Source organism: Vibrio scophthalmi (assembly GCF_040869025.1).
Lineage (GTDB): Bacteria > Pseudomonadota > Gammaproteobacteria > Enterobacterales > Vibrionaceae > Vibrio > Vibrio scophthalmi.
In genome coordinates this window covers 589,073-601,575 of record NZ_CP134272.1, presented here as the reverse complement: position 1 = coordinate 601,575, position 12,503 = coordinate 589,073, and the positions used below count along the sequence as shown (strand labels likewise).

Sequence of the window (12,503 nt, the reverse complement as noted above, 5' to 3'; positions counted from 1 at the left end):
TAACGATTTAATTCAACGTCTAGACAAATAAACCAACAATCGCAGCGTTCATTAGGTTCGCTAGTGTTGCAGCGAGCAGTACCTTCATTCCTAGTTGGCCGATAACTCCTGCACGTTCTGGGATCATACTGCTTAGCGCACCGCATACCATGGCAACGGAACCAATATTGGCAAAGCCACACAGAGCAATCGTCATAATCGCGGTGGTGCGCTCACTCAGCTCAACCGCGCCCATGCTAGCAAACGCCACGAATTCGTTTAGTGCTATTTTTTGACCAAGGAATGCACCTGCATCCATCGCTTCATTCCAAGGTACGCCAATCAACCATGCAACCGGAGAGAATAACAAACCAAGGATCACATCAACGGTTAGGCCTTCAAAACCAAAGAAGTCACCGATGGCACCCAGTCCGCCGTTCAGCATCGCCATCAAACCAATACATGAGATGATGACCGCGCCCACAATCGCTGCGATTGAGATACCCGCCATTGCGCCTTTAGCAATCGCATCAATGAAACTGGTTGGCCTTTCGTTATCTGGTAATTCTGGCACTTCATCAATGGTTTGTTCCGTTTCCGGAATGATCAATTTGGCAAACATCAAACCAGCAGGGGCCGACATAAAACAGGCCATAATAAGGAAGTTAAGATCAACGCCCATACCCGCTAAGCCAGCCAAAATCGAACCCGCAATAGAGGAAAGGCCGCCAACCATAATGGCAAAAATTTGCGCGCGAGTAAGAACGCGATGGTATGGTTTTACCAATAATGGCGCTTCTGTTTGACCTAATACAATGTTACCGGCAGCATTCATCGATTCTGCACGCGAAGTACCCAACACACGTTGCAATCCGCCACCAATAATGCGCACAAACCACTGCATGATGCCCAAATAGTAAAGCAAAGAAGTCAGTGAAGCAGTAAAGATGATCTGTGGTAGTACTTGCAGTGCCCAAACAAAGCCAATGCCATCGACACTGAAGTTCACCAAGCTACCGAAGGCGAACTTGATCCCTTCCGCGCCATAGCTAAATACATTACCTACCGTATTTGAAACCGCCAGTAGTACATCGGCACCAACCTCAGTCGCAAGCACAAAACCGGCGACGACTAAAATGATGGCGAATGCACCCACGACTGCGCGCCAACTAATCTGGCTTCTGTTTTCAGAGCACAAGAAACCGACACCGAGAAGTACGGCGATACCAATGAGTGATTGAAACATGATGATTTATCCTATGTGAGTGCTTACTGCATTTTGTGCTGAATGGCTGACTACATTGATGATTTGAACTGCGTGTTGCTGTGCAAGCTCAATGGTTTTTTCAACATCACCGCCCTCTTCAGGAATTGCATTCATCTCAAATGTCACGATGGTATCGATAACATCCATTTCCGCGGCTTTAAAGGCATGTTCAAACGCGCGTTGGTAGTTCTCAAGCGGCATAAAGTTAAAGCCACTTTCTGAATACGATTCAGCCGTAGCCCCTGCCGTAATTGAGAAAAGTAATTTCTTGCTTTTAAGCTGGCTACCATCAGGGCCAAACGCAAAACCATAAGTGAACACTTGATCGATCCACTCTTTCATCACAGAAGGAAAAGTACTCCAGTAAAGTGGGAACTGGACCACCACGAGATCCGCCTCTAACAAGCGCTGTTGTTCAGCTTTCACATCCCCGGCAAAGTCTGATGCATGAGTCATCTGCCAATCGGTTTTCTGCGCAAGCAGTTTAAGGATCTCTTTATTCGCAAAGGAGTTATTTAAATTAGGATGACCGTTAATAACCAGTACGTTCATTGGGTTTGCCTATGTTGTTCGAGCTTTTGTTAACTTGGCTTATTGTCGTTGTTTCACAGAAATAAGCGAGACGGAGCTAACCAAGAGCTGCCGGATGTTTTGTTGTATTAATGAATCTGCGGGTAAGCATAACGCTGACGTGATAAGAACAAGAGGACAAAAGTCCCTCTTGTTTGGCGTCAGGTCAAAAATTACTACATTGGCTAGTCAAGAAATGAATTGAGGTTATAGCATCGGGCGCCTGCTAAAAAACGAACTGAGCAACAGATGTAGATGATGGCACATTTACTAGTCCACGCTTTCTTTTATTCATTCCAAAATGGAATAGATACTATACCACCAGCACCACTTATCAATCACGATTGGAATCTTTATTATCTCTCCATCGCTTCAAAGCATACATACAACCGATAGAGAGCACTATGATGAACATGCAACAGAAACTACAACAACTACTCGACAAACAAGAGATAACTGAAATCATGTACAAGTTCGCCCGAGCATTAGACCGTGTCGATGGCGAACTGATGAAATCGACTTACTGGTCAGATGCTATCGAAGAGCACCAAGATCCCATCTTCCCTGATTTGTTCTTCTATAATGATAATGCTCACGCGTTTGTCCAACCTGCGATGGAAGGTTTTCGCGCACTGAAAGCGACTCAACACCGTATCAGCAATCCACTAATTGAAATCGAGGGTGATAGCGCAACCGCAGAGTGTTATGTATGGGCATACCACGTACATGAAGAGGATGGCGTTGATAAAGAGGGTATTCTTGGTGGGCGTCACCACTTTCATTTTGAACGTCGTGAAGGCGAGTGGAAGATCAAGCATCGTTCAACCGTATTTGATTGGAACCAAAACCAAATAGCGTCTGCAATTTGGGCGAAGGAGTTCGACGATAAGTACCGTGGTAAACGCGATATCGCCGACGACAGTTACAATTACTTAAAACAACAATAGACCGAGGTTTTTTATGCCAGCATTAAAATTTCAGGCCGGAGCAAGCTTCCCTCAATTATTAGTTAGCACATTGGAAGGTGAAAAAGTGGCCCTTGGCAACCCGAACGCCCCCTACGATTGGAAACTCGTGCTTGTGTACCGCGGTCAACACTGCCCACTATGCACGCGTTATCTAAATGACTTAGAACCCTTAGTCACCGAGTATCGTGAGTTGGGTATTGATGTCATTGCCGTATCGGCCGATAGTGAAGAACAGCTACGCGAGCATAAGGAAAAACTCTGTATCAGCTTCCCGCTTGCCTATGGCTTAACGGTGGAGCAGATGCAAACACTAGGGGTCTATATTTCGACGCCAAGATCAGAACAAGAAACCGATCATTTGTTTGCCGAGCCAGCACTGTTTGTCATCAATGAAAAAGGTCTGGTGCAAATTGTCGATGTATCAAACGCGCCATTCTCACGACCCGATCTTAATGTGTTGCTACAAGGATTGAAATTCATTCGTGACCCACATAATAACTACCCGATCCGCGGGACGTTTATCTGAGCAAAATTTGTCATCATGCATAGAATATCTTGGTCGCTTCTATGCATTTTGTTTTCCTCACACAGTGCTATTAATGTCGCTATAGCCATTGCATTAATGGTACTGAGGATCCTCAGACAGTTTCTGTTTTATATAATCAATAAAACAACGCACCTTAAGTGGCACATAACGACTTTGTAAATAGATCGCATTGAAAGGCAAAGGCTTAGATTCGTAATCTTGTAAGATAAGCTCAAGCCGCCCAGACCTAACATGCTCATCCAGCATCCAGATCGGAAGATGAACAACCCCCTCCCCATCAAGAGCTAACTGCAATATCACGTCGCCATTATCACAGCGACTTCGACCAGTTACCGGGACCGAGATACGATGCCCCTCCCGCTCAAAATGCCAAATATTAATCGATTTCAACATCGAATAAACTATACAGTTGTGATCTTTTAAATCCTCCGCTGTCTTGATAACAGCAGATTGCTTTAAATATTGAGGTGCTGCTGCAACAGCAAAAGGGTTATCAAATAGATGCCGCGCGACAAAGTTAGAATCTTCAAGTTGTTTGGCCCGAATAGCCACATCGACACCATCCGCAATCAGATCTACATGCTTATCACTCACCAATAAATCGACTTGGATGTCAGGATAAATAGTAAGAAATTCACTCAGAATGGGAGCAATAAATTGACGGGCGAATACGACAGGGGCAGCAACACGCAACAACCCCGATGGCGTTGCCATTTGTGAACGAGCATTAGCATCAGCTTCTTCAAGCTCACTTAAAATCGCCATGCAACGCTCATAATAGTCAGCTCCTACTTCAGTCAAAGACAGTTCTCGACTCGTACGTGACAAAAGCTTTGCGCTCAGCTTCGCCTCCAGTGCCGCGACTTTTTTACTAATCGTCGCTTGTGTGGTGTTTTGCTCTCTAGCCGCAGCAGAGAAACTGCCCATCTGTACCACACGAACAAAAACCCGCATCGCGCCTAACTGATCCATACCATCTCCTCACTAATGTCGGATGAGTATTCAACGAAATAACTGAGAATGAAAGGGGAAATTATGTCGATCATATAGGTAAGGCGAGACAGGCATGCGCATTCAATCGAGCCAATAAGCATCCGTCTTGGGTCATTCTTGCCGATTAAAACACAGATAATGGCATCTCATAACATCGGAAATATACACTATAAAAACAATAATTTAACTAGTAACCAGACCTAACTGAAAGCAATATTTATTGCGTAAATACCTAAGCATAGTCTTATCTTAAATGGTATTTGGCACGGATGGAAAAAGCTTACAAGAGAAGAAGGATAATGCGACGATAACTAATGCAGAAAAAAATCGATATCACGAGGGACGAGCAAGCGTTAGGCAAATTTTAGATACAAAAAAGGCCGCCTAGGCGACCTTCTATTTATTCTTACGTGAAGCGCTAATTATAGTGCAACAACGTTAGTAGCTTGAAGGCCTTTTTGACCTTGTTCTACTTCGAAAGACACTTTTTGGCCTTCGTTAAGAGTTTTGAAACCTTCAGAAGCGATAGCACGGAAGTGTACGAATACGTCTGCGCCGCCGTTATCTTGAGTTAGGAAACCGAAACCTTTAGTTTCGTTAAACCATTTTACAGTACCAGTAATTGAGTTAGACATTTTATGCCCCTTATTTATTTAATTTAAGAAGAGTTCAATGTTAACGATATGTTAACTTCTTGAATTATATCATGTTACGCTAAAATAAAAGGGAAACGCCTAGCGACAAAAACTGTGTTTTGATACTTGAGGTTTTACTTGTACTTGATGCTGCATTTAATAACTCTTTGAACAACTGAGCGGTATAATAACCACTGCTTGTTTTTTGTATAGTCTTTTTTTTACTTTTCTTATGGTTTTCTGTTCAATAATGTTATGAATGTCTAACTTTCAAGCGCCTAGATGGATCTTTGCCCAAATAGATCGAAAAAGCACCGCGTTATTTTTTGAACTCTCAATGCTCAGTCGCATTAATCGGGGAAATTGTTCGATTCTGCTTGTCAGCCATGCCGTCATTCCCTGCTTCATTTTCTCTGTTGGTTTTACTCACCAGACTTCCAACACACATCACTTGTTCAATAACGCTCTCATCCCCTCTACATTACCGACGACGAGATGAGCCTTTGCAAACAACGGTGTCATCGATAGCGGCCAAAAATCGACACCCGCGATCGACTTATGATTGATTAGCAGTGTAAATCTTTAAAATACAAACATTTAAACCCCCAACGCGAGGGCTTAATTTGGCGATGTTGCTCATAACCTCTCAATTTATGTGGAAAACTTACCTTTCCCTCTGCAATTGTTTATTGTCTTTCCTATCAATCAGGATTAAATTTCGCATCACTATTCATTTTAGATGTTTCGCCCGTGCTGCGTATTCGCCCCCAATTAGATTATCCACTGCTTGCTGCGATCTGTTTTTTGATCGCCGCGGGGAGTATTAGCGTCTGGAGCGCTAGTGGTTTTAGTGAGCCCATTTTAGAACGTCATTTAGCGCGAGCTGTGATTGCCATTGGTGCATTAATCGTACTTTCTGCTGTGCCCGCAAAAAAACTGTGCGACATTGCACCGCCTTTGTTTACCCTAACGGTACTATTGCTGCTGGCAGTTGTGATTGCCGGTGATGCAACTAATGGTTCAAAACGTTGGCTCGCCCTTGGCCCAATTCGCTTCCAGCCTTCCGAACTGGTTAAGGTTGCAGTACCAATGATGGCGGCGTGGCTAATTGCTAAAGACCCTGGGGCTCCAACGTTTAAAAAAATCGGCCTTTGTTTAGCGCTCACGGCAATGCCAGCCGGACTTATTGTGATTCAGCCCGATCTTGATGGTGCAATCTTTACCGTTATTTACTCACTGTTCGTGCTCTTTCTTGGCGGCATGAGTTGGAAAATTATTGCGTCAGTGATTGCGATTGTTGCCACGGCAATTCCGGTACTGTGGATCTTCTTCATGGAGAGCTATCAGAAGATGCGCGTTACTCAATTTCTTAACCCTGAGTCCGACCCACTTGGCGCTGGGTATCAAATCATTCAATCTTTAGTGGCTATCGGTTCTGGTGGCATTCGCGGCAAAGGCTATATGAACGCTACGCAAGGGCAGCTAGGGTTCATTCCAGAAAGTCATACTGACTTTATCTTTTCGACCTTTGCGGAAGAGTGGGGCTACTTTGGTAGTGTTGCTTTAATCTCAACCTATCTATTTATCGCTGGCCGCACATTATGGCTTGCCAGCCAAAGCGACTCGGCTTATGGCCGCTTGGTTATTGGCGCGCTGGCAATGAGCTTCATGCTATACGCCTTTATCAATATGGGAATGGTGAGTGGCCTGTTACCAGTAATGGGTAGCCCGTTACCCTTTATCAGCTACGGTGGTACGGCAATGATCACTCAAGGTGCGTGCTTTGGCATTATCATGGCGCTCGCACCAAGGAAACGCAAAGCTGGCACCCCATTCTCTGCGATGGGCCATGCCAATTAATTAGCACAATTCATTTGCAAAAAGCCAAAAGCCAGAGTTCATCTCTGGCTTTTGGCTTTCTCTTCTTCAAGATTAGCCTCATACTTTGAACAGTATTAAACACACTAAAAAAACTCAAATAAGGTAAAACATAACTATTAATGAGTTTTATTGTGATATATTTTGCCAAGTTAATTTCTATTATTAGTCCTGTAGCCGAAACCTAAAAAGGAACTAAGATGAAATTTTTCAAACTCGCACCTGTACTACTTCTTGCTTCATTTGCTAGTTCAGCCATGACCTTAACTAGCCAAGACATTCAAGAAGGCTCGCGAATTGCTGATACGTTTGCTTTTAATAGCTTTGGTTGTAGTGGAGATAATTTATCGCCACAACTTAGCTGGAGCGATGTGCCTGCTGGAACAAAAAGCTTTGCAATTACCGCTTATGATCCTGATGCACCAACGGGCAGCGGCTGGTGGCACTGGGTTGCGGTCGATATCCCAGCAAACATCACTACGCTGGAACGAGGCGTTTCAGGTAAATCTATCAAAGCAGACGAAATGAAAAATGACTATGGCTTGAAAGGCTTTGGTGGCGTTTGTCCTCCAAAGGGAGACGGAATGCACCGCTACGAATTTACCGTATTCGCCTTACCAACTGAGAAACTAGAGCTACCACAAGGTGCATCGAATGCTCTGATCGGCTTTATGCTGAACTCGAGTGCACTCGATAAAGCGAAAATTACCGCGACTTACGTCAACGAGTAATTCAAACCACGTAGAGAAAAAAGGATAAGGGCATGAACAAATCATTACTACACGTGACACATTTTCGAGGCAAAAGAGAGCAGCCTTTACACAATGTGTTCATTCATGCCCCAACACTTTATTGGGTTGAGCAAGGCCACAAGCAGCTTTGGTGGCAAGAGCAATCCTATGAGTTCAATCGTGCAAACTGGCTTGTGGTACCCGCAGGCCAGTATCTCACTTTCGTTAATACTCCGATGCAGAATGCTTTCAATGCGCGTGCGGTGACTTTTTTCCAACCACCTCCAGCAGAGTGGTTAAATCAAGAGGCATCCTCTAGCGGCAGCGCGCCAATGGTAAAAGTGAATGACGCTCTGCGCTATTGCTTTGAGATCATTTGTGACATGTCCAACAAAGATCTTTCTGCACACACTCAACAACAGTTGCTACTGGCATTCTATGCTGAACTTCGTCACGTCGGAGCTCTACATCTGCTTTTTCCTAATGATAATCAGCAAGTCCGCGATAAACTCGCCACTTATTTGAGTGCGGCTCCCGGTGATGATCATAAGATCGAAGTCGTTGCGCAGCACTTGGCGATGAGTCGGGCAACGCTAACCCGAAAGCTCGCTGCAGAAGAGACGAGCTTTCGACATATATTGACCGAAATTCGCATGTCTCATGCACTCGGTTTATTGCAAAGAAAGTTTAGCCAGATGGATACAGCGCTTGCCTGTGGCTATCAATCTGAAGTGCGTTTTACTCAGCGATTCAAAGAGCAATTTGGCTTAACTCCGCGCCAGTATCAAATGACGCTCTAGCCAGATTGTCCCCCATAGCGCAGATACGATGTTATTTTTTGCACAAAAAAGCGAACCATTCGGTTCGCTTTCTCTATCTCAACTCATTCAATATCAACTCGCATTAGTTGATGAACCTTGCTGAGCAAGTTTCATCTCTTGCTGTTTTAGCATCTCATCATACTTATCACGACGAGCGACAAACGCTGGCATCTCTTTTTTCGATACTGAACTTGCCATCGGGATATTAGCCTTCATCGCATTGACTGCGCGACCACGAACAATCAATTCATAGTGAATGTGCGGCCCAGTCACACGTCCGGTATTACCTGATAAACCGATACGTTGTCCACGAGTCACTTTCTGGCCTTTACGGACCAAAATCTTACTCAAGTGCAAATAACGTGTTTTATAGGTACTGCCATGTTGTATCACCACATAATTACCTGCATATGGGTGTTTACGCGTCATGATCACGACACCGTCACCTGTGGAAACAATCGGTGTACCAATTGGCGTTGCCCAGTCTGTACCATTGTGTGGAGAAACGCGTCCTGTCACTGGGTGTTTACGGTGAGCGTTGAAATTAGAACTTAAGCGGTAGTTTCCATTAACAGGCTTACGCTGGAAAGCACGTTGTAAGCTGTCACCATTTTTATCGTAATATTGGCCATCTTCATGCAGGTAAGCGGTATATTCACCACCACGGTTCAAGATCTTAATCGCCTGAATTTCTCGATTGCCGGTGAGTTGGTCATCAACATACTGACGCGATTGCACCACTTCAAATTTATCACCAGAGCGCAAATCACGAGAGAAGTTAATTTTATCTTTAAGCAAACTAACAATCTGCTCAATCTCGGCATTTCCAAGGCCTAGCTTGTTGACTGACTGAGAAAAGCTACCGTTGATCTCTCCAACCAACGCGAACTCTTTCCACACGCCGGGAATCTTAACGTCAGTAAACTCGTAGCTGCCATCGTCGGTTCGAGTATAAACCGCACGCTCAACCAAGCTAAACTCAAGTTCCATCTTCGCAAGACTATTAGTCTGTTCGTCGCGCCAAAAACGCAACGTGTTACCCGGCTTTAGGGTATCAAGTGCTAAAAAGTTAAGATCCGTCTCCATGATTTTCATCATGTCGCTGTAAGCAAAACCAAGGCGGTCAAAAATAGAGCTTAAATTATCACCGGCTTGAATATGGTATTCATAATCCGGCATATCAACATTCTCAATTGCTTCGTTAAGAATGGTATCGACTAATTGGGTGTCGTTTAGAGAAAGATCAATCGTGCGGATTTTATTGGTTGTGCCATCCAGAGTCGTTAATGCAACAATCGCGACTACTGGTAAGCTCAAAAGCATCATTCTCTTGCGTTTCGTAAGTTCAGAAACGCGCGCTTTTATCGTTCTTGCTTGCACAGTTTGACCTTATAACAATTTAATTATTCATTAATTCATGTAATACGTAGCAAAAGTCCACACCCTACGATGTGGAAAAATCGTTATAAGATTACGGATTTCTACTTCTTTTGTCACCCTATCGTACTAGTTATGCGATCAAAAAAGGCGCAATCATGCGCCTTGTTTTATTCACTCTATAGGTAAGTAAACACCAACTTATTGAATTTATTATTGATAAGTGGTTAGCAATCCATTGTCTTCACCAAAACCATTTGGTGTGTATTTATCCGCGTTTGGATCATTAATCCAGCGGCTTTCATCGACTAAGTAGCGAAATTCAAACTGCTGATCTTTTGGCAAGCGTGTTTTGAATCGGTACGATTTAGTTTTGGCGACTTTTTTCATCACGATCGGTTGCCAATCAGAAAAATCCGCCACTAAACAAGCTGACTGCCCCACTTGATCTTCCGGTAACTCAAACGTTACTTCCACTTCGTCCTTGGTTTTAAAGAAACGTTTATTAATCATGTATTACTCCATTAACAACAAGAAAATTTGCTTAATCAATATAGGCAATTAATGGCACACTCACAAGCCAAGGCTCACGGTAACGCTTTGAACTGCAATTTGTCATTCAGTTTATAATTGGCAATGAGGACATCCGACGGCTGTTCTGCATACGATTGCGTTGCGCCATGCTGGCGATAGCTCACTTGCACAGCGGACGAGTCCACATTGAGCTTATCAACCTGAATGCGATCGCCTAATAATGTCTCGTCAACTAACACTAAGCGCTGACGCTGCTGGTCATATTTAAAACTGGCCAAGTAATAGAAAATGCCACTGCCTTGATTGGATACCGTCATAATCGATAAATACTGTTGTTTATCGAGCACAGTCAACCAATCAAGACTCACGCTAAGTTGGCCTCGTTCTGCCCCAGAATCATAACGACCGAGTGCCCATTGTTGTTTTTCATCGATTTGGTCAATCAGCGCAAATGCATGGCTTTCAGGGACGCTAATAGTCCAAGGGTTCGGCGTAGAAAGGTGAAAGACTTGCTGCATCACACCATCATGACTCTTGGCTTGGTCTTGCACCTGCGAAGGAAACTTAGCTAAAATTTCCTCATCATCGAGACTAAAACGGTAGACGCCAGCGACAATCACCACAACGAGTAATACAATAGGTATAAGAAGAATCAAAGGGATCGGTAGTAGACGCTTTTTCATTTGCACGCTCAAGTTGTCCGTAGTTGAGAGGGTAAATAACCGACATTGTAATCAATAATTGGTGATCAACCTTATCAGTAGCCGTTTGTTATCTCAAGGAGCGACCATGACTCAACACGCCTCACATCACACCGTTACTCCACCACTTACGCGTATTGCTCAATGCAGCTGTGGCCAAGTCAATCTCATTTGTCATGGTGAACCGATTCGTACCGCCATTTGCCATTGTTTTGCATGCCAGAAAAGAACAGGAAGTGTCTTTGGTGTTCAAGCTCGCTTTCATCGCGCACAGGTGAGCTACAGTGGTGAGTTGACGGAATACACTCGTATGAGCGACTCAGGCCAACAAGTCAGCTACTCTTTTTGTCCACGCTGTGGCACCACGATGTTATTAACGCTATCTATCGCCCCCGAACATTTAGTGATTCCGGTCGGTATCTTTGACCAACACGATCTCCCTCAACCCAGTTTTTCTGTGTATGAACAACACAAACAAGGTTGGGTTAAATTTGACTGCCAAATTGAGCAGGCTCAATAACGCTGTTATTACGCTAACTTTCACTATCGAACAGCTCTTACCAGCGCTATAATCCACGCCTAGATTTTGGGAGTAAATTTGTGATTTCTCGACTACCACGCTGGGTGGAATACGGAGCATTCCTACTTGCCCTTCTTGCAGGAATAGTCAACGCGATTGGCTTGCTTGGTTTTCAACACCAAGCGGTTTCTCACATCTCCGGTACTGTGACACTACTTGGCACCAGTATTGAAGCTCTTGATGGCATGACCAGCCACCTCTTTATGATTCTGTTAAGCTTTTTGATGGGCGCGACGTTAAGCGGTGCTTTTATGGAAAGTACCGCGTTAAAGCTTGGCCGCCGCTATGGCTTTGCTCTGTGTATTGAAGCGGGCTTGCTGTTTGTTGCTTACCTTTTGTTAAAACAAAATGTCACTTCAGGGCAATACTTTGCTTCTGCAGCCTGTGGCCTACAAAACGCGATGATCACCACTTTTAGTGGCGCAGTGGTGCGTACAACGCATATGACGGGTATTATCACTGACCTCGGCATCATGATTGGGGCTCGTTTACGCGGTGAACGCTTCGACTATCGTAAAGCCAAACTGTTTTTATTTATTTTTGCCGGTTTTCTTTCTGGCGGCATCGCAGGCGCGAAACTCTTTAGTCTTTATGCGATTGGCTCACTGATGGCACCGATTGCGCTTGCGCTTACCTTAGCGATTGGTTATTGGTTTTACTTGTACCAAACACGAGCGCGTTAAGCGCGCTCTACTCCTTCTCCTTTTACTACCAATGTCGCCTCTAACGGGTCGCTATGTCAGCCGCTTTCTGGCGATCCTTGCCTCCCTCGCACCCGTATTGCCAACATTGAAACATCCCTACCTTCCAACTAACCTTGAGTAAGCCAATGACATGAGAGTCGGAAAGTGAAGATCAAACGGTTGAATTAGAGAATGATTGTTTCGGTTTTCCATTCACTCTATAGCTCGAGAAATGAAGC

The 12,503-nt window shown here is 44.3% G+C and carries 14 protein-coding genes; 7 read left to right on the top strand and 7 right to left on the bottom strand.

Annotated elements, in window-relative coordinates:
- Nucleotides 1-19 precede the first annotated feature (19 nt).
- Together RJD38_RS17720 and RJD38_RS17715 are read right to left on the bottom strand one after the other, a co-directional pair.
- Nucleotides 20-1,225: a NupC/NupG family nucleoside CNT transporter gene (locus tag RJD38_RS17720; protein WP_005595245.1), complete on the bottom strand. Its 1,206-nt coding sequence runs from the start codon at nucleotides 1,223-1,225 to the stop codon at nucleotides 20-22.
- A 6-nt stretch (nucleotides 1,226-1,231) separates the two neighbouring features.
- Nucleotides 1,232-1,798, bottom strand: coding sequence for an NAD(P)H-dependent oxidoreductase (locus tag RJD38_RS17715; protein ID WP_005595244.1), 567 nt, complete (start codon nucleotides 1,796-1,798; stop codon nucleotides 1,232-1,234).
- A gap of 422 nt (nucleotides 1,799-2,220) precedes the next feature.
- Here RJD38_RS17715 and RJD38_RS17710 point away from each other — a divergent pair, with 422 nt between their 5' ends.
- Both RJD38_RS17710 and RJD38_RS17705 read left to right on the top strand, forming a co-directional pair.
- On the top strand, nucleotides 2,221-2,763 hold the full coding sequence (locus tag RJD38_RS17710) for a nuclear transport factor 2 family protein (RefSeq protein ID WP_231893186.1): 543 nt from the start codon (nucleotides 2,221-2,223) through the stop codon (nucleotides 2,761-2,763).
- Nucleotides 2,764-2,776: 13 nt separating this feature from the next.
- The gene (locus RJD38_RS17705; RefSeq protein WP_005595242.1) at nucleotides 2,777-3,310 is read left to right on the top strand and encodes a peroxiredoxin-like family protein; all 534 of its coding nucleotides are present in this window, start codon (nucleotides 2,777-2,779) and stop codon (nucleotides 3,308-3,310) included.
- 93 nt (nucleotides 3,311-3,403) lie between these two features.
- Here the strand turns inward: RJD38_RS17705 and RJD38_RS17700 are convergent, their stop codons facing one another.
- Nucleotides 3,404-4,303, bottom strand: coding sequence for a LysR family transcriptional regulator (locus RJD38_RS17700; protein ID WP_065546753.1), 900 nt, complete (start codon nucleotides 4,301-4,303; stop codon nucleotides 3,404-3,406).
- A gap of 443 nt (nucleotides 4,304-4,746) precedes the next feature.
- Nucleotides 4,747-4,959, bottom strand: coding sequence for a cold-shock protein (locus RJD38_RS17695; RefSeq protein ID WP_005595240.1), 213 nt, complete (start codon nucleotides 4,957-4,959; stop codon nucleotides 4,747-4,749).
- Between the two features lie 750 nt (nucleotides 4,960-5,709).
- On the opposite strand from RJD38_RS17695, the gene rodA reads away from it, so the two are divergent.
- From rodA to RJD38_RS17680, 3 genes are all read left to right on the top strand, one after another.
- Complete coding sequence (rodA, locus tag RJD38_RS17690) at nucleotides 5,710-6,819, top strand: rod shape-determining protein RodA (protein ID WP_005595239.1); 1,110 nt, start codon at nucleotides 5,710-5,712, stop codon at nucleotides 6,817-6,819.
- Nucleotides 6,820-7,037: 218 nt separating this feature from the next.
- Entirely contained in the window at nucleotides 7,038-7,568 is a 531-nt protein-coding gene (locus RJD38_RS17685) for a YbhB/YbcL family Raf kinase inhibitor-like protein (RefSeq protein ID WP_065546752.1), read from the top strand.
- 32 nt (nucleotides 7,569-7,600) lie between these two features.
- On the top strand, nucleotides 7,601-8,368 hold the full coding sequence (locus RJD38_RS17680; RefSeq protein WP_065546751.1) for a helix-turn-helix transcriptional regulator: 768 nt from the start codon (nucleotides 7,601-7,603) through the stop codon (nucleotides 8,366-8,368).
- Between the two features lie 93 nt (nucleotides 8,369-8,461).
- Here the strand turns inward: RJD38_RS17680 and RJD38_RS17675 are convergent, their stop codons facing one another.
- The 3 genes from RJD38_RS17675 to RJD38_RS17665 form a co-directional block, all read right to left on the bottom strand.
- Nucleotides 8,462-9,715, bottom strand: a complete 1,254-nt coding sequence (locus tag RJD38_RS17675; protein WP_005595236.1) for a peptidoglycan DD-metalloendopeptidase family protein — start codon at nucleotides 9,713-9,715, stop codon at nucleotides 8,462-8,464.
- 264 nt (nucleotides 9,716-9,979) lie between these two features.
- A complete protein-coding gene (locus RJD38_RS17670) occupies nucleotides 9,980-10,279 on the bottom strand; it encodes an isoamylase early set domain-containing protein (protein ID WP_005595234.1) in 300 nt (99 codons plus the stop codon).
- 74 nt (nucleotides 10,280-10,353) lie between these two features.
- Nucleotides 10,354-10,983 (bottom strand): hypothetical protein, encoded by a 630-nt coding sequence (locus RJD38_RS17665; RefSeq protein WP_065546750.1) that lies wholly within the window; start codon nucleotides 10,981-10,983, stop codon nucleotides 10,354-10,356.
- Between the two features lie 106 nt (nucleotides 10,984-11,089).
- Between RJD38_RS17665 and RJD38_RS17660 the strand changes: the two genes are divergently transcribed.
- Together RJD38_RS17660 and RJD38_RS17655 are read left to right on the top strand one after the other, a co-directional pair.
- On the top strand, nucleotides 11,090-11,521 hold the full coding sequence (locus RJD38_RS17660) for a GFA family protein (protein WP_005595230.1): 432 nt from the start codon (nucleotides 11,090-11,092) through the stop codon (nucleotides 11,519-11,521).
- A gap of 80 nt (nucleotides 11,522-11,601) precedes the next feature.
- Nucleotides 11,602-12,264, top strand: a complete 663-nt coding sequence (locus RJD38_RS17655) for a YoaK family protein (RefSeq protein WP_005595228.1) — start codon at nucleotides 11,602-11,604, stop codon at nucleotides 12,262-12,264.
- Nucleotides 12,265-12,503 lie beyond the last annotated feature (239 nt).